This window comes from Lactiplantibacillus daowaiensis (assembly GCF_005405085.1).
Classification (GTDB): Bacteria; Bacillota; Bacilli; order Lactobacillales; family Lactobacillaceae; genus Lactiplantibacillus; species Lactiplantibacillus daowaiensis.
This window is the reverse complement of record NZ_BJDJ01000021.1, coordinates 1-17,348: the sequence shown is the minus strand read 5'-3', so window position 1 is coordinate 17,348 and position 17,348 is coordinate 1. Positions and strand designations below refer to the sequence as shown.

The following is a 17,348-nucleotide window of genomic DNA, read 5'->3' as shown; positions in this document are numbered from 1 at the left end:
GTGAAAACGCGGTTATATACCAAAGATGTGAAATTAGTGTTGGCAGCTAGTTTCTTTTATTTAATGAGTCCGATGTTAATTAATCCAGTTATTGCTGGATTTGCGAGTCATATTGGCGCCAGTAGTATTTTAGCGGGGGTCGTTGCTGGCTTGATGAACTTAACATCGCTGCTACTGCGGCCACTAGCTGGGAATTTGACTGATCGTGTTTCAAAGTATCACCTAACGTTGGTTGGGGGAAGCTTGATTTTACTGGCTAGTTTAGGCTACAGCGCGACGACCAATATTGGATTAATTATGGTTTGTCGGGTGCTCAATGGGCTAGGTTATACCTTGTGTTCAGTTTGCATGGCGACCTGGATGGCGAGCTTACTACCAGCCGACCGCATCGGGTCTGGTATGGGGATTTACGGACTAGCCAATGCGTTGGGCATGGCGGTTGGCCCAGCAGTCAGTGTCTATTTGTACCAACACTACAGTTATCAAAGCGTGTTCTGGTTAGCCGCGGCCTTTAGCTTATTGATGTTGATCGTGATTCAATTCGTCGGTAATCGCGGGGTACCGAGCGCGACGTATCAAGCGACGAAATCAGCCTCGGCTAAGTTACGATTGGTCCAGCCAAAAGTCATCCCGATTGCGATTATTTTAATGTTGTTTTCGCTGCCATACTTTGCCACACAGACCTATATTGTGAGTTATATTGCCCATCGGCATTTTGCGGTCCCAGCCGGGGTATTCTTTCCAGTTTATGCCATTATTTTATTAGTGATGCGGCTCGTTTTGCGGGATGCATTTGACCACGTGCCGTTTAGAAAGTTTATCTGGTTGTGTTTAGGCTTTAACTTATTAGGTTTGATTGGCTTAACTGACTTAAGCAACTGGTTCATGCTAATCGTGGGCGCTTTTGGGTTAGCGGCTGGTTACGGCTTGATGTTTTCGATTTGCCAAGCTAAGGCCTTGATGCTCGTGCCGGAAGCTGATCATGGGTTAGCGAATAGTACGTTTTATATTGGGGTCGATCTTGGGATGTCTTTGGGACCGATGTTGGCTGGGGTGATCACAACGGTTTTGCCATGGGCATGGTTCTATCCAGTTATGATGGTCACCTTACCATTGATCATCGTGGTCTACTTACTAAGCCGACGCTTGCTAGCTTAATTTATAAGCGTCTTAGCTTGTGACGAAATTCCCGTTAATGGTATACCATTAACAGGAGGTTGATAACTTATGGATGAAGCGCAAAAAATGCAAATTTTAGCGGATTTGGTGAAGATTCAATCCGTCAATGATCATGAATTACAAGTGGCCAAGTATTTAAAACAATTACTCGATCAAGCTGGTATCGATAATGAGATTATCCCACTCGGTGGTGACCGGGCAAACTTCGTGGCAACGCTGGGGACGGGTAAACCGGTCTTAGGGATTGGTGGTCATATGGACGTGGTCGATGTTGATCGCGAAAATTGGCGCACAGATCCGTTTGAAATGGCGCAAGATGGCGATAACTTGTACGGCCGTGGGGTCAATGACATGAAGGATGGATTAGCTGCTATTGTGATTGCGATGATCACGCTGAAAGAAAAGCAGGTACCATTACACGGTACTTTGAAATTCTTAGCCAGTGCCGGTGAAGAAGTCGGCCAAGTTGGCGCGCAAGCCTTTGAAAAAGCGGGCTATGTCAAGGACTTGGATGCGTTACTGATTTGTGAACCAACCGGCTATCGGGTAATTGATGCCACTAAGGGAACTTTGAATCTGACCGTTAAGTCACATGGTAAAGCAGCCCACAGTTCGATGCCAAAATTAGGTAATAATGCGGCGACCCATCTCTTGAATATCCTTCAACGAATGCAAGCCACCTTCGATGAAGTTGCGGGGCCAGTCACTAATCCAGTGATGGGTGGTACGTTGTATAATGTCGATGTTTTAAAGGCTGGTAACCAAGTGAATGCCATTCCTGGCTTAGCGACCGCTGAAATCAATTTGCGGACGATTCCTGAATTACCAAACGGTGAGTTGATCGCAGCGTTCCAAAAGACCGTCGATGACTATAACGCAACGACTACCGGTGACATTGAATTAATTGCTGCTAATGATGTGATTTCGACGCAAGCCAATGCTGATTCTGACTTGATCAAGTTGATCCAACAAATCGGGAATCCATATGCGGCCAAGCAAAACTTGAGTGCTGAAGAACAGGCGTATGAAGCTAAGTTACTGAAACTCTTGGATATGCCATATTCAGCAACTGAAATCTTAAAGACGAGTGCTTCGGGGACGATGGATACGTCCAGTTATTTAGTTGATCAACCAGTTGGCTTTGACTATGCGGCGTTTGGCCCAGGTAACGATACCCAACATCAAGATAATGAATATACCTCTAAACAACAATATTTGAATTTCATCGATATTTATCAACAACTATTTGTGCAATATTTAGACGTGACGAGTCAAAAACTCGCGGCTGAAGATTAGCATAATTCGAACTGAAACCCTAAAACAAGCGCAACTACCGACTCGTAGCTGCGCTTGTTTTAGGTTATATGAACATTTTGACACCAAAGTAAATAATAAGTAGACCTAAAAATGGTGTTAAGACCCGATTGACCTTGTCCAAGTCGAGACGACGAATTACCAGCGGGGTCAAAACGGCCCCGATGATGGCACCTAGCATGAGTAGCCAGCCGGCTTGCCAGGCAAAGGTACTGGTGAATAAGTGTCCGACCAGACTAATGGCAGACATGGCCGTTAAGACATACGTCGCCGTCCCGGCAGCTTCTACTGCAGTTAATCCGAGAATCGCTAAGCCCGCTGCGGTCGTGGCGCCACCGCTAAGGCCACCAATACCGACCATCAAGCCACTTAGTAAGCCAAAGCCGCGTGCCGCCCAGACTTGATGATTGGCGGCTTTTTTGCCACCATGGCGGATTGCTTTAATCAAAACCATGCCACCCATGATGATAAAAATTGTGCCGACAATCCAGTCGTATAAGGTTTGCGGGATATATTGCCCGGCAATCGTCCCGATAATAATACCGAGGATTGCGGCAATGATCATTTGATTACCGACATGAAAGTCGACATTTTTGATCCGCATTTGCGTTAAAAAGCCAAAGAACAAAGCCGGGAGTGCAACTAATAAGGAGGTCGGCACGGCAACGGCCGTCGCTAGACCTAATTGACTAGTCAAGACGCCCAAGTAAAGCGCCGCACCGCCCCCACCGATTAAACTGACAAAAATACCAATGGCTAAACCATAAAATAAGACTAGCACTGTTAAGACCTTCTTCGTTTGACATTAACTTAACTATAAGTGGAGCCGACTCCACTTGTCAAGCGACGACTTTTGGCGTATGGTTAAAAAAACGACGAGAAGGTGTGAAATGCGTAAGGATGCCCAACAAAATCGCGCGAAAATTTTAGCTACCGCGGCCCAATTGTTTCGTGAACAATCAGTCGCGGCGGTCAGCATGAAGGCGATTGCCACGGCCGCTGGGATTGGACCGGGCACATTGTATCGTAATTATCCGAATAAAAGTGCGTTGTGTTTAGATATGTCGATGACTTTTATTCAAGAATTCGTGGCGGATGCCCAACAGTATTTGTACCAAACGACTGATGATGCGGTGACACAATTTAAACAAGTGTTGACCCGATATTTACGTTTTCGCGAACGACGATTACAATTACTCGCGTCGATTGAGAATGGCGCGACCGTTATGCCAGCTTATTACAAAAGTGACTTGTATCATGAGTTGATCCAATTATTCATGCAAGTGTTAAAGCCGGTCAGCGGCCCATTGTTGCCCGGTGAATTGAAGTTTCGTGCGGACATGTTGATTGCAATGCTAAAGAGTAATAGTTATGCGTATCAGCGCGAACAAGGATTGAGTCGGGATGACTTGTTGACCCAAATCAGTCGCTTGATGATCAAATCAGCCGATCCATTAAAAAAGTGATTATCCGCCAAGGGATAATCACTTTTTAGTTAGGCCGGTGTGACCACGTATTTATCATAACGTTGGGCATCGACAGCATTTAGTTCAACGGTCAATTGTGTGCCGTCAGCTAAATAATCGGTTTTTAAAATATTGGCATGATCATTCAAGTAAGCCACGACATCGCCATCGTTGAATGGAATCAAGAGGGTCGTCGTCACGTAGTCTTTAAAGACCTTTGCTTTGATCATTTTAGTTAAGGCTTGAATCGACGCTTCATTTTTAGCCGCGTAGATTAATTGATCATCTTGTTGGTTAGGATAATCAGCTTCGGTCAAGTCCGCCTTGTTGTAGGCATATAACATCGGCACATCGTGAACGCCAATTTCTTTAAGCGTCTTTTCAGTGGTGGCCATCATTTCTTTGTAGTGCGGGTCCGCATAGTCGATGACTTGAATCAACAAGTCCGCACTGGCCGCTTCAGCTAAAGTTGAGCGGAAGGCGTTGATCAAGTTATGTGGTAAGTCACTGACAAACCCGACGGTATCACTCAATAGCAATTGTTTGTTATCGGGGAAGGTGAGTTGCCGAATACTCGTATCCAAGGTGGCAAACAGCATGTTCTTTTCAAAGACTTGCTTGTCTTCACCTTTACCGAATAATTTGACTAACCCATTCATCGTGGTTGATTTACCCGCGTTGGTATAGCCAACTAACGCAACGTTTGGTAGACCAGCTTTTTCACGGGCTGTCCGGCGTACTTCGGCGTCTTTGTTCAGTTCTTTTAGTTCATGCTTGGCATGACTGATCCGGTCTTGAATCGTCCGCCGATTGAGTTCCAATTGGGTTTCACCAGACCCACGGTTGGTAAAGCCACCGCCACCCCCGGCTGCGGCCCCAGCTTGTTGGTCAAGGCGGTTAGAGATGCTCGTTCGTAACCGTGGTAATTGGTATTGAAGTTGGGCAATCTTAACTTGTAACTTGGCTTCTTTACTGCGAGCACGGTTACCGAAGATTTCCAAAATCAACCCCGTTCGGTCGATGATTTGTAACCCGGTCTCGGTTTCTAAGTTACGGACTTGACTAGGTGTTAGGTCCGCGTTGACGATCATGATGTTTAAGTCTTTAGCTTCCGCCATTTCTTTGATCTCAACGACTTTCCCTTTACCAAAGTAGGTCGCTGGATTGGGCTTTTCTAAGCTTTGATCGATGCGTAGTTCAGCGTGCATGTTGTTGGCTTCGACTAACGCTTCAAGTTCAGACATGGCGTAGTCGTAATTGGCGACAGTTTTAGACATGCCGGCAATGATGACTGGTTGTACGAATGGTTCGGACATTCAATCACGCTCCTCGTGTTATAGTTGATTTAAGTATAACATGTCTAATCTAAATATTATTGATTAAGGAATTAGGGAGGTAATGGTGATGGGCTATGTGTTAAAGTTACGACAACAAGTGGGGCATCAACCGTTAGTCGTCGTTGGGGCAGCCGTTTTAGCCACTAATGCGGTTGGTGAAATTGCCCTGGTCAAACGGATCGACAATCATTGTTGGGGATTGCCAGCTGGCTCGACGGAACCAGGGGAGACGACCGAAGCGACGGCCCAACGGGAGTTACGTGAAGAAACCGGGTTGACGGTCACTGATGTGCAGTTGGTACAAGTGTTCAGTGGACCCGCCATGCATTATCAGTATCCGAATGGTGACGTTATTGATAGTGTCACAATTTTATATCGTGGCATGGTCACGGGTGGCACGCTGGTTACCACAACGGATGAAACAGCCGGGGCCGCCTTTTTTGCCTTAGATCAGTTACCACAACCCTTAACGCCATTGACGGCCTATATGTTGTCAAGGCTACAAGCTTGACGGTTGAAATTAGATTTGCTAGAGTGTAGTTATTCAAATTAAATATGACTGTCGCCGGACAGCAGCTGTTAACTTCCATAGGTCTTTGCGGAAGTTAACCCTGCTGGCCGGCTTTTTGTTTAGGAGGATATTCAAAATGACATGGATTTATTTAGTCGTAGCTGGGATTTTTGAAGTGGTGTGGGCGACAATGATGAAGTTGAGCGATGGCTTTAGTCACCTGGGCTATGCGGCGGCAACAGTCGTCGGCATGATTTTAAGTTTCGGCTTTTTAGCCTTGGCTACCAAACACTTACCGTTAAGTATTGCTTACCCAATTTGGACCGGGATCGGAGCCGTCGGGGCAATTATCGTCGGCGTGATTTTTTTCAAGGATACGTTGTCACCAATTACGTGGGTCTTTGTGGCGTTACTGGTAATCGGGATTATTGGGATTAAGGTGACGAGTTAAAGTCTAATACTTATGCAATTAATGATAACTGCCTTTAATAAACCCTAGTGTCATGTATGGTTAAATGATATCTGTTATTTTATAGGGTACAGTTTTACGTACAGCAAAACGTGATGTTATGTTCATATGAGAGGTGATTGTGATGGCGACTACTGCGACAAATATTACCGATGCGCGAAAGAATTTGAAGACGATTACTGATGATGTTGTTAATTATAATGAGCATATTATTATTACAAAGCCTAAAAATAAGAATGTTGTCTTAATGTCGGAGCGTGAGTTCCGGTCATGGGAAGAAACATTGTACCTTTTAAAATCAGATGAAAATCGTCAAGCATTGGATAAATCAATTGACCAAATGAAGAATGGTAAAGTAAAAACACTTTCAGCTGAAGAATGGCGGAATTTAGCTAATGAGGAAGATTGAGCGTGTGGCATTTACCGATTAAGGTCGGTCTGAGTATAGCTATTAGCAAACAAAAAATCGAAAAACTTCAAACAAAAATACCGTCTCACTGCACAAGTTACGACTTGCTAAGTGAGACGGTATTTTAACTTAAACTAAATCTTTGGCATAATCAACGACTTTGATTTGATCGCCATCAACGTCTAAGCGCGTCAGGCTCCCGTTTTTAGGACCAGTCGTAATATCGACTTCAGGGCCAAAATGCGAGACGATGCTGCGAATCGTTGTCCCATGGGTAACCACTAACACCTTGTCACCATTATCATGATGCGTTTTTAGGTAATCGAACCCGGCATTCAAGCGTTCCCAGTAAGTCGCATTATCTTCGGCTTCGTGGGTAGGGTCGATTGCTTTCATCATATCGCGGGTTTGCTCGATATTAATGTGTTCAAGTAGTTCATGCAAGCTGGTCACGTTGTATTGTTTCCCAACTAATGACCACACGCGACTGCAATCGTCACCTTCGTAATAGCCGTAGAAGACTTCACGGAAATTGGCGAGCGTCGTTAGCGGTGTCGTTGCTTGGTTGGCTTCGGCTTTGATCAAGTTGGCCGTATCCATAGCACGCTTGGAATCACTAGCGTAGTAGTGATTAAAAGGCACATCGGCTAAGGCATGCCCGACTTTTGTAGCAACGTTTTTACCATTGTCGGTCAACGGTGAATCTGACCAACCTTGCATCCGATTGTAAAGATTAAAGTACGTCTGGCCATGCCGGACGAAATAGATTGAAAATTTTGACATGTTAACTCCTATTATTCGATATGGTCTTTTTTACCGAGATAATCTAACTTAATATCGTCATCGGTAATCGTAAATTTCGTCACACTCCCATTTTGTGGGCGGTCAGGTGACGTTAATGCGGCCACTTCAGCGGCGATACTATAAATCGTATTGCCATGGCTAACGAGTAAGACTTTATCGCCATCATGTGCTTGCGCCCGTAATTCAGCGATGCCACCGTTGACCCGTTCCCAGAATTCAGCATTGTTTTCAGCTTGATGGAAGGGGTCAGCTTCTTTGGCGAAGTCCTTAGCTTTATGAATGCCATATTTTTCAATGATGGCCGATAAGCTGGGTGCTTGGTGCGGCGCACCGATTTCAAACCAAGTTTGAGACGTGTCATCACCTTCAAAGTAACCGTAAAAGGCTTCTCTAAAGGCTGGCATGGGGGTCACCGTCAAGTCGGGATTACCACTGTTGGGTAAAATCAACTTGGCTGTATTCATTGCGCGCGGCATGTCACTGGCATAAGCAGCATCAAAGTACACGTGTTGCAGCATTTTACCGGCATTGATCGCATCTTGTTCGCCGACCGTCGTCAGTGGTGAATCACACCAACCTTGCATTCGACGATATTTATTAAAGTAAGTTTGACCATGACGAATCATGTAAACGGAAAAGGTAGACATCAATAAACTCCTTATTTCTAAATAAACTAGTTAAATTCAAGCCAACCTTATCATTCTAGCATATTAGTTGGCCGTTGCGAGCGCTTGGCGAATTCGTGGGGCATCTTGTTTGCTGCCAGTGAAGATCAAGCGGTCCCCATATTGAATCGTGGTACTCCCATTAGGCACGATGATTTTACGGTTACGGATGACTTGGCTAATCGTAATATCTTGGGCAAATTGTAAGTTCTTGATTTGCACATTAGTGTATAAGTGGTTGAGGACTTTGACTTCGTAAATGCTGTTTTCGGTATCTTGTAACATCAATAAGGTTGATGGTGATTCGATCAACGACCGGAGTAACGTAATGTTGGCTTCGGGCGTGTTGTAAACTTCAATGCCTAAATCACGCAATTCATCTTCATGTTCGTTTAAGACGTTACGGTCTTCAAAACGGACGATGATCCGTTTGACCCCGTAGTCTTTAGCGGCTTTGGCTAATTGGTAGTTGCGTTCGGCGTCGATATGACCAAGTACTAAAATATCTGTATCAAAGACATCGTGATCTTCCAAGTCTATTGGTGTAAAGTTTTCCAATAATTCAACGGGGGCTTGGGCATGGTACGTTTGATAGTTCTCGGGATGGTTGGTGTACATCTTGACGTCATACCAGCCTTTACGCAATTGTTGGGCCACCGGGACCGTGCTTAAGTTAGCGCCAATAAAGTGGACGGCCGTTTTGACCAAGTCTTCTTTTTCAGCGGAATAAAACTTGTTGAAAATCAATGGTGAGACGATACAAGTTAACAGTGCCGCGAGTAAAAAGGCCCCGGATTGATCGGCTGTGATCGTCTTCATCGATTTAGCAACTCGTAAAACGGCTAAGACCATTGTCATGGTTGTGGCGGTCAAGGCCGTCCCAGCTAGGGCGTTGGCCTGTTTAAAGCGTAACTTCAAGACCCAATAACCGCCAAGCTTGGCGACCATGTAAGCTAAGAAGAACAGTGGAATCAAGAGTAAGGTCTTGCCACTCGTTAGTAAGGTCCGCAAATTGAGGTCGACCCCTGTGGAAATAAAGAAGATTGGAATGAAAAAGCCATACCCAATCGAGTCTAACCGTTCACGTGTACTATCACTAGGTTGGAGCAGCTTTAAGACGATCCCAGCCACGAAAGCGCCAAGGATATTTTCAGCGCCGACAGATTCAGCGACCGTCACCATGGTGACGATTAAGAAGAAGGCGAGTCGAATGTCTAATTGGGTCGTCGATTTGTTGATGTTTTGGTAAAACCGGAAGAATGGTTTGAACCGCAAGAGTAATAGGGCGGCGACTGCTAAAATCAATAATAAGAGCCATAAGCTTTGCGAATCACTGCCGTAGACTGAGGCATAAAGCGTCAAACCCATCATTGGAATCAATTCCCCGAAAACTGAAATCAATAAGACCGTTTGCCCAAAGGCTTTGCTAAGCAATTCTTTTTCCTTTAAGGCCGCAATGACGATACCGAGTGAAATCGTCCCAAAGAGAATCGTTGCTAACCAAAAATCACTGAATAACCCCGATACTTTAAAGGCCGCAGCTAACAATAACGATAAGATGATAATCGTGGTGTAGGCATAGACGGATAACCGCACGGGGGAGTACTTTGGAATGTTGACGGCGTTTTTCTTTTCTAATGGTGTTAACGCCGCACGCCGTTTTTTGAACAAGCTAAAGTCGATTTCTAACCCACTTAAGAACAAGAGCACGATGACCCCAATCGTGGATAGTTGTGAGATCGAACTGTTCATTGAGACGATGTTAAAGACGCTTGGGCCTAAAATAATGCCGACGATGATTTCCATGACCGCCGTTGGCAAACTGTTGATTTTGAATTTGGCCATCACTAATGGAATTAGTAAGGCCGCAAAAAGCATAATGACTAGTGAAACTTGATCCATAAAAAATCCCTCAATTCATTAAAAGAGCTGTAATTTGGTATCATCAGCGCCCCAAAACGCTTCGTTGATGGCCGGATTGGTGAAGACTTGTAGCATTTCAGCGACGCCGGGAGCGAGTTTGTCAGGTGTTAAACTCGCTAAAGGTTGCCAACTAATGGCCCCTTCATACGACCCAGCTAGTAAGTTGCCGTGATAATCGGTCGTCGTGTATAACGTGCCTAGTGACACATCCCCGGTGGCGTTTTCGACCCAGGTCACGGTACCGACAAGTTGCAGTTGATTCACGGTTAGGCCGGTTTCTTCGTAGACTTCGCGCTGCATCGCGTGCACTTGTGATTCACCGGGGTCAACGTGACCACCCGGAAAAGTTAAGCCGGCCCATTGTGAGTCGATCTTATTTTCAACGACGACTTCATCGGTTTCAGGGTTACGAATCAGGCACATATTGACGAGTTCGGCGCGCACCGTGCGGTCGTGGTGTTCGTGCTGGTCTTTAGTCGCTAACCATTCAGTCGCTTTGCCATTGATACCACTGACAAAGTCCGCTTTAGCAGCGTAGTAGTTTTGCGCTTGTTGGGCGGTTTGACGAACTGCCGTGTATTTACGACTATCAGTGCGATGCGCGTTTAGGTAATCGCGAAAGTTGATCAGTGTTTGATAATCCGCCGTGACGGTCGTTAGGATCACGTGCATTAATTGCCCATCAAAGGTTAATTGATAAGTTTGTGGTTGGGTTGGGACTGGTGTAGCTGCCAAAGCTTTGACGGTGGCGTTAACATCGGTGACTAACACGGCGATATCAACGATTGGTCGGGCTAGGACTTTGGGCATTGCGGTACTGCCGATGTGACTACTAGCTTGGTACCAAGGATATGTTTTAAGGGTTTCCTGAAAATCCAGCGCAAGTTGTTGCCAGGCTGGTTGATAATTGGTTAAGTTTATCGTTGTCATTTGGGCAAGACCTCCGTTTGGTAATCCTATGAAAGGATACACTTTTTAGGGGGATTTTGAAAGAATTTACATAGGAAGAAAAAGAAAAACGCTGGCAATTTACATTACCAACGTCAAGTGATGAAGTGCAGCGTTAAAGCGCGGCATGGCGCCGGCGCAACGTTTTGATTAAGGTGATCGTAACTGCCGGGATCAAAGCAGCGGCCATAATGCCTAAGAAGCATAGTGAAAGGTGACTTTGAACAAAGCTGATCGAACCAAAGAAGTAACCTAATGAACAGCCAACCGTGACCCAGATACCCACCCCGACTAAGTTCCATAAAGCAAACGAGCGTTGCGGCATTTTAGCAGCGCCGGCTGATAGCGGGACAAAGGTCCGAATCAAAGGGACAAAGCGGCCAAACATCACGGCTTTACTGCCGTATTTGGCGAAGAAGTGTTGGGCTTTAAGCTGTTTGTCTTGTGGTAAGTGTCGTTGGAGCCAAGGCAACCTGATCAAGTGGCGACCGATTTCAAAGTTCACGGTGTCACCAATGACGGCCGCAAAGAAGAAGACCGGTACTAAAACTTGGATGTCCAGACTCGTATGGGTGGCAGCCATGGTGCTGGCGAGAAAAATCAGCGATTCACCCGGTAGAAACGGGAAGACGACCATGCCAGTTTCAAGGAAGATCACCGCAAACAACATGATGTAACTCCAGTTGCCTAGCGTGGTCAATAACGGAATCAGGTATTGTTCTAAGTGGGTGAAAATCATAAGTAGATTGGCCAACGGTACCACCTCCAATAAATTAAGTCTATTTTAGCTGGAATCCCGGCTGAATACTAGATGTAATCGCTAACAATTTGAGCGACTTAACTGAAATTTACCGAAAATAAGCAAAACTTCAAACTTTTGTAATTTTAATGGCAAAACCGGTCCGTCAAATAGGTTATTAATTGTGTCATGACGCGGATAGTGCTAAAATTATTGTTCGATATTTATGATTGGAGGACTTCAATGACTAAGTCGATTAAAGCTTCAGAACAACAACATCTGGATTATGTGGTTGATAAGATTCGGATCGAAGAGGAGAACCAGAGTCAAACGATTCAACGTTCCGAACAAGATCAAGCTGATATTAAACAAAATTTCTATAATGATGTCAATATTAAGACCGACAGTTATGAAGGGATGATGGAGACCGGGTTGTCAGTTCGCCAGCAACAACAAATGCTCGACGAACGGCAAAATAGTTGGCAACATGCGACCAAGCAATTGTCGACCTTAAAGAAACTTGAAAAGAATGCCTATTTCGCTCGGCTGGACTTTCACGAAAAGGGCGAACCGGCGACTGAAACCATCTATATTGGCCTTAGTTCATTTTCTGATAGTCCTGACCATTTCTTGATCTATGACTGGCGGGCACCGATTTCGAGTATTTATTATGATGGTGGTTTAGGCCAAGTGACCTATCAAACACCCGACGGCCCGCAAGCTGTCGATGTCAAACTCAAACGTCAACTGATGATTCAAGATGGCCAAATCGTGACGGTTTACGATACCGATGAAGCCGTCGGGGATTCGATGCTACTAGAAGTGTTGGACGAAAAGTCCGATGTCAAGATGAAGAGCATCGTCACGACGATTCAAAAAGAACAAAATACCATTATCCGGGATACGAGTTCGGATTTACTATTTGTCCAAGGGGCGGCCGGTTCTGGGAAGACGTCTTCAGTCTTACAACGGGTCGCGTACTTATTGTACCGGTATCGGGGTAATTTAACGGCTGGTCAAGTTATTTTATTTTCACCAAACCAGTTATTTAATGATTATATTAACCAAGTGTTACCAGAACTTGGTGAACAAAACATGGTCCAAATGACGTATTACCAATATGCATCTTATCGTTTGCCACATATGCAAGTTGAGACCTTGCAACAACGCTTTGAAACTGAAAATACGCCAGCCATGGCGGCGATTACGAAGTTAGAGGGCAGTTTAGCGTTCTTTAATGCGGTCACGGCGTATGGGCGACATTTGGAACAAGCCGACATGCGGTTCCGGAATATCATGTTGAACGATGAAGTCCTGATTCCGCGGGATAAGATTCGCGAAATCTACTATTCCTTTAATGAAAACTACCATTTGGCGAACCGCTTATCAGCGACTAAAGAAGCCTTGATTAAGATCTTGAATCGCAAAGTGGCCGCTGAAATGCGCAGTAAATGGGTCGAAGAAGCCGTGCAAGATTTATCACGTGAAGAACTCAATCAACTTTACGGTAATAAGCCGCGTGAATTTAAGAATGGCGATGAAGAATTCAAATTCTTAGCCCGTAAGATCGTCATGCAGCACTTAGGCCAAGCCCGGACGCAAATCGTGCGTAATCGCTTCTTAAGTATCAATATGCAATATGCGCATTTCTTAAAGCACGTGCCTGACTTGTTACACTTGGATAAATATGGTGTGAGTCGCGATGATTGGGATGCCGCGGTCGAAACAAAGCTGGCGTCAATCAAAGAACGGCACATTTCCTTAACGACGGTGTCGGCCTATATGTATTTGTATGACCTGATGACTGGGAAGAAAGGCCAACGCGACATGCGGTTTGTCTTCTTGGATGAAATTCAAGATTACAATGCCTTTCAGTTAGCCTTCTTGAAGTTTAGCTTCCCAAATGCGCGCTTTACGATGTTGGGTGATTTGAATCAAGCGATCTTCACTAAGGAAAATAGTCATACGTTGATCGGCGAATTGGAGACGTTATTTGATCCTGAAAAGACGCGCGTGGTGCAATTGACCAAGTCTTATCGGTCAACCCAACAAATCACGGACTTTACCAAAGAAATTTTGGTAAATGGTGAAGCGGTCACGGCGTTTGATCGCCAAGGTGACTTGCCCAATATTGCGGTCACGGGGGACTTTGACAGTGGTGTCGATCAAGTCGTCGACCAGTTAGCGTTGAATGATTCGGACCGTGATACTACGGCAATCATCGGCAAGACGTTAGCTGAATGTGAACAGTTGACTGATGCCTTGCAAGCACGGGGAGAACACGTCACCTTGATTCGCACGGAAAATCAACGGTTAGCACCAGGGGTCATCGTGGTACCATCATTCTTGGCTAAAGGGCTAGAATTTGATGCGGTGATCGTGTGGAATGCGAATCCGGCTAACTACCATCGCGAAGACGAACGGCAATTGTTATATACGATTTGCTCACGGGCGATGCATGAATTGACGCTGATCGCAGTGGGGGAATTGTCACCATTGTTGACGCGAGTGGATCACCAGCTTTATATGTTGAATGAAGCTGCCGTTTAGTGGTGGAAACGAGCTAGTGGCAACTAAAAATTTATAGTTGTTTTTCGTTAGTATGGCGATATTAGTCATAAAATGGCCGTTACCAGTTGTTGGTGACGGCCGTTTTGATATTGTTATCTCGGACTGAGCATGAACGGATGGTGACAAATTAGTTTTTTAAAGTTCCAAGTCAGATTGGATGCGGATTTATGCTATAATACACCCATTAATTTTAACGATGGTGGCAGACAGATTATGGAAGAGCAACTGAATTATTACCGCTTCTCACGCGACCAGTGGAAGCAATTTTATCGTAACGGCCACGTGCCGTTGACGGCGGAAAATTTACGGGAAATCAAAGCCTTTAATGACCAAATCAGTATTGAAGACGTGCGGGAGATTTATCTACCCGTGGCCCATTTATTGCAAGCCAAGTTTGAACACTACTTGTCATGGCGGGAAACCGAGTCGGTCTTTTTACATCGCCAGAATAAACAATCGCCATTTATTATCGGCGTTTCTGGAAGTGTGGCGGTTGGGAAGACAACGACAGCGCGACTATTAGAGCTGCTGTTTAAATACTTGTATCCGGACCGCCGGACGCAATTGATCACAACCGATGGGTTCTTATATCCCAATGCGGTGTTGAAGAAAAAGCAATTAATGGAACGCAAAGGGTTTCCAGAAAGCTATGATATGCCGCAACTGATTCAATTTTTGAATGATGTTAAAAGCGGCCAACCACTGGCGAAGTCGCCGGTATACTCGCATCAAATCTATGACATTGTGCCGAATCGGTTTAACGTGATTACCCATCCGGATATTTTGATTATCGAAGGCATCAATGTGTTACAGTTGCCAACCAATCAACAAATTTACATTAGCGACTTTACGGATTTTTCAGTTTATGTCGATGCGGATGCTGATTTGATTGAAACGTGGTATTTAGATCGATTTGAGGCGTTGATGAAGACGGCTTTTCAAGATCCGAAAAACTATTTTTACCCATGGGCCATCGGTGAGCATGCCGATGCGATTCATATGGCGAAGCGGGTTTGGCACGATGTTGACTTGAAAAACTTGAATGATTATATCTTGCCGACCCGGAATCGTGCGGATTTGATTTTGCATAAGGTGGCGCATCATTTAATCGATGCTGTCTACTTCCGTAAGTACTGATGCCGGTGAGAATTTTCTCATAACCATTGACCGAACGTTCAGAAATCAGTATTATAGAGCTATTGAGCTACAAATAATCCAAAGGAGTGAACAACTTGGCAAAAACGGACACCGCGTCTTTTGATTCAATTTTAGTATTGGATTTTGGGAGTCAATATAACCAATTGATTACCCGGCGCATTCGTGATTTCGGCATTTATTCAGAATTACTTCCGAATACGATTACTGCTGAAGAAATCAAAGCCCGCCACCCGAAAGGGATTATCTTTTCTGGTGGCCCGAATAGTGTTTACGATGACGGCGCCTTTCGGGTTGATCCCGAAATCTTTAAGTTGGGCTTACCAATCTTAGGGATTTGTTATGGGATGCAACTGATGACTTACTCACTCGATGGTGGGAAAGTTGAATCAGCTGATAACCGTGAATATGGGAAAGCTAACATCCAAGTCACTAGTGACCAAGCTGTCTTATTTAAAGACACGCCTAAAGAACAGTCAGTTTGGATGAGTCATGGGGACTTGGTAACCCAAGCACCTGATGGCTTTGAAGTTGTCGCAACTTCGAAAAACTGTCCAATCGCTGCCATCCAAGACGTTGACCGGAAGTTGTATGGAATTCAATTCCATGCTGAAGTTCGGAATACTGACTTTGGTAGTGAAATCTTACGGCACTTTGCGTTTGATGTTTGCCAAGCGGAAGCTAACTGGTCAATGGATGATTTCATTGACATGCAAATCGAAAAGATTCGCGCTGAAGTTGGCGACAAAAAAGTCTTACTCGGCCTTTCTGGCGGGGTTGACTCTAGCGTGGTCGGGGTCTTATTGCATAAGGCTATCGGCACGCAATTAACGAGTATCTTCGTTGATCACGGCTTGTTACGTAAAGGTGAAGCTGACCAAGTCATGGCTAGTTTGGAAGGCAAGTTCGGTTTGAACATCATTAAAGTTGATGCTAAAGACCGTTTCTTGAGCAAATTAGCTGGCGTCAGTGATCCAGAACGCAAACGGAAGATTATTGGGAATGAATTTATCCAAGTCTTCGATGAAGAAGCCACGAAGTTAAATGGGATGGAATACTTAGCGCAAGGGACGTTGTATACCGATGTCATCGAAAGTGGGACTTCCACGGCGCAAACGATTAAATCTCATCATAACGTCGGCGGGTTGCCAGAAGACATGCAATTCAAGTTAATCGAACCATTACGGACCTTGTTCAAGGATGAAGCCCGTGAATTAGGTGAAAAGCTTGGCATGCCTTCAGACCTCGTTTGGCGCCAACCATTCCCAGGTCCTGGTCTCGGGATTCGGGTCATCGGTGAAATCACCGAAGATAAGTTGGAAATCGTCCGTGATAGTGACTTCATCTTACGAGATGAGATCAAAAAAGCCGGCTTAGACCGCGAAATCTGGCAATACTTTACAGTCTTACCAGGGATCAAGAGTGTCGGTGTCATGGGTGACGGTCGGACTTACGACTACACCGTTGGGATTCGGGCAGTGACGTCCATCGATGGGATGACCGCTGACTTTGCACGGATTCCTTGGGATGTCTTACAAAAGATTTCGGTACGGATCGTCAATGAAGTCGATCACGTCAACCGTATCGTGTATGATGTCACGAGTAAGCCACCTTCGACGATTGAATGGGAATAGAAGGCTAAATAAAATAAGCGGAGTATTCCCCATTTAGCGAAACGGACTTCAATCAAAAACAAACAATGTAGATGAAGATGTCTACCAAAATTTTATAGATTGGCCTCACTAGAGTGGTGAATTCTGGTGAGGCTTTTTAGTTTAATTTGGCAAATTCTATAATTAATCCGAACAGAAATTAAAAAGCCCAAAGCAATCACTTACAATGGTAGTAGCTAATTCCA

16 protein-coding genes are annotated in these 17,348 nt (G+C 44.9%); 9 read left to right on the top strand and 7 right to left on the bottom strand.

The annotated features are described in order from the left end of the window. Window positions 1–1,158, top strand: a complete 1,158-nt coding sequence (locus FFM75_RS11780) for an MFS transporter (RefSeq protein WP_171001497.1) — start codon at window positions 1–3, stop codon at window positions 1,156–1,158. A gap of 69 nt (window positions 1,159–1,227) precedes the next feature. Continuing rightward, window positions 1,228–2,475 carry an ArgE/DapE family deacylase gene (locus FFM75_RS11775; protein ID WP_137629362.1) on the top strand — a complete coding sequence of 416 codons (1,248 nt, stop codon included), beginning with the start codon at window positions 1,228–1,230 and terminating at the stop codon, window positions 2,473–2,475. Window positions 2,476–2,539: 64 nt separating this feature from the next. On the opposite strand, the gene FFM75_RS11770 is transcribed toward FFM75_RS11775, so the two are convergent. Further along, complete coding sequence (locus FFM75_RS11770; protein ID WP_137629361.1) at window positions 2,540–3,274, bottom strand: sulfite exporter TauE/SafE family protein; 735 nt, start codon at window positions 3,272–3,274, stop codon at window positions 2,540–2,542. 109 nt (window positions 3,275–3,383) lie between these two features. Between FFM75_RS11770 and FFM75_RS11765 the strand changes: the two genes are divergently transcribed. Continuing rightward, window positions 3,384–3,959, top strand: a complete 576-nt coding sequence (locus FFM75_RS11765) for a TetR/AcrR family transcriptional regulator (RefSeq protein WP_171001496.1) — start codon at window positions 3,384–3,386, stop codon at window positions 3,957–3,959. 29 nt (window positions 3,960–3,988) lie between these two features. On the opposite strand, the gene hflX is transcribed toward FFM75_RS11765, so the two are convergent. Continuing rightward, on the bottom strand, window positions 3,989–5,275 hold the full coding sequence (gene hflX / locus FFM75_RS11760) for a GTPase HflX (RefSeq protein ID WP_137629359.1): 1,287 nt from the start codon (window positions 5,273–5,275) through the stop codon (window positions 3,989–3,991). Window positions 5,276–5,363: 88 nt separating this feature from the next. On the opposite strand from hflX, the gene FFM75_RS11755 reads away from it, so the two are divergent. From FFM75_RS11755 to FFM75_RS11745, 3 genes are all read left to right on the top strand, one after another. Continuing rightward, complete coding sequence (locus tag FFM75_RS11755; protein WP_137629358.1) at window positions 5,364–5,807, top strand: NUDIX hydrolase; 444 nt, start codon at window positions 5,364–5,366, stop codon at window positions 5,805–5,807. 136 nt (window positions 5,808–5,943) lie between these two features. Beyond that, window positions 5,944–6,258: a DMT family transporter gene (locus tag FFM75_RS11750; RefSeq protein WP_137629357.1), complete on the top strand. Its 315-nt coding sequence runs from the start codon at window positions 5,944–5,946 to the stop codon at window positions 6,256–6,258. Between the two features lie 142 nt (window positions 6,259–6,400). Further along, window positions 6,401–6,685 carry a type II toxin-antitoxin system Phd/YefM family antitoxin gene (locus FFM75_RS11745; protein ID WP_137629356.1) on the top strand — a complete coding sequence of 95 codons (285 nt, stop codon included), beginning with the start codon at window positions 6,401–6,403 and terminating at the stop codon, window positions 6,683–6,685. 129 nt (window positions 6,686–6,814) lie between these two features. Here the strand turns inward: FFM75_RS11745 and FFM75_RS11740 are convergent, their stop codons facing one another. The 5 genes from FFM75_RS11740 to FFM75_RS11720 form a co-directional block, all read right to left on the bottom strand. Further along, entirely contained in the window at window positions 6,815–7,468 is a 654-nt protein-coding gene (locus tag FFM75_RS11740; protein ID WP_137629355.1) for a histidine phosphatase family protein, read from the bottom strand. A gap of 11 nt (window positions 7,469–7,479) precedes the next feature. Continuing rightward, window positions 7,480–8,136 carry a histidine phosphatase family protein gene (locus FFM75_RS11735; protein ID WP_137629354.1) on the bottom strand — a complete coding sequence of 219 codons (657 nt, stop codon included), beginning with the start codon at window positions 8,134–8,136 and terminating at the stop codon, window positions 7,480–7,482. A 63-nt stretch (window positions 8,137–8,199) separates the two neighbouring features. Next, window positions 8,200–10,056, bottom strand: a complete 1,857-nt coding sequence (locus tag FFM75_RS11730; RefSeq protein ID WP_137629353.1) for a cation:proton antiporter family protein — start codon at window positions 10,054–10,056, stop codon at window positions 8,200–8,202. Window positions 10,057–10,074: 18 nt separating this feature from the next. Then, on the bottom strand, window positions 10,075–11,007 hold the full coding sequence (locus FFM75_RS11725) for a GrpB family protein (RefSeq protein WP_137629352.1): 933 nt from the start codon (window positions 11,005–11,007) through the stop codon (window positions 10,075–10,077). A 133-nt stretch (window positions 11,008–11,140) separates the two neighbouring features. After that, entirely contained in the window at window positions 11,141–11,779 is a 639-nt protein-coding gene (locus FFM75_RS11720) for a DedA family protein (protein WP_137629351.1), read from the bottom strand. A gap of 228 nt (window positions 11,780–12,007) precedes the next feature. Here FFM75_RS11720 and helD point away from each other — a divergent pair, with 228 nt between their 5' ends. The 3 genes from helD (at window position 12,008) to guaA (ending at window position 17,124) form a co-directional block, all read left to right on the top strand. Then, entirely contained in the window at window positions 12,008–14,314 is a 2,307-nt protein-coding gene (gene helD, locus FFM75_RS11715; RefSeq protein ID WP_137629350.1) for an RNA polymerase recycling motor HelD, read from the top strand. Between the two features lie 234 nt (window positions 14,315–14,548). Next, complete coding sequence (gene coaA, locus FFM75_RS11710; RefSeq protein ID WP_137629349.1) at window positions 14,549–15,472, top strand: type I pantothenate kinase; 924 nt, start codon at window positions 14,549–14,551, stop codon at window positions 15,470–15,472. A gap of 95 nt (window positions 15,473–15,567) precedes the next feature. Beyond that, complete coding sequence (guaA, locus tag FFM75_RS11705; RefSeq protein ID WP_137629348.1) at window positions 15,568–17,124, top strand: glutamine-hydrolyzing GMP synthase; 1,557 nt, start codon at window positions 15,568–15,570, stop codon at window positions 17,122–17,124. The last annotated feature ends 224 nt before the right edge of the window (window positions 17,125–17,348 follow it).

Coding starts and splice junctions, on each gene's coding strand:
- FFM75_RS11730 (WP_137629353.1), bottom strand. CDS start 10,056: ATGGATCAAGTTTCACTAGTCATTATGCTTTTTGCGGCCTTACTAATT.
- coaA (WP_137629349.1), top strand. CDS start 14,549: ATGGAAGAGCAACTGAATTATTACCGCTTCTCACGCGACCAGTGGAAG.
- FFM75_RS11755 (WP_137629358.1), top strand. CDS start 5,364: ATGGGCTATGTGTTAAAGTTACGACAACAAGTGGGGCATCAACCGTTA.
- hflX (WP_137629359.1), bottom strand. CDS start 5,275: ATGTCCGAACCATTCGTACAACCAGTCATCATTGCCGGCATGTCTAAA.
- FFM75_RS11740 (WP_137629355.1), bottom strand. CDS start 7,468: ATGTCAAAATTTTCAATCTATTTCGTCCGGCATGGCCAGACGTACTTT.
- FFM75_RS11725 (WP_137629352.1), bottom strand. CDS start 11,007: ATGACAACGATAAACTTAACCAATTATCAACCAGCCTGGCAACAACTT.
- FFM75_RS11775 (WP_137629362.1), top strand. CDS start 1,228: ATGGATGAAGCGCAAAAAATGCAAATTTTAGCGGATTTGGTGAAGATT.
- FFM75_RS11765 (WP_171001496.1), top strand. CDS start 3,384: ATGCGTAAGGATGCCCAACAAAATCGCGCGAAAATTTTAGCTACCGCG.
- helD (WP_137629350.1), top strand. CDS start 12,008: ATGACTAAGTCGATTAAAGCTTCAGAACAACAACATCTGGATTATGTG.
- FFM75_RS11745 (WP_137629356.1), top strand. CDS start 6,401: ATGGCGACTACTGCGACAAATATTACCGATGCGCGAAAGAATTTGAAG.
- FFM75_RS11735 (WP_137629354.1), bottom strand. CDS start 8,136: ATGTCTACCTTTTCCGTTTACATGATTCGTCATGGTCAAACTTACTTT.
- FFM75_RS11750 (WP_137629357.1), top strand. CDS start 5,944: ATGACATGGATTTATTTAGTCGTAGCTGGGATTTTTGAAGTGGTGTGG.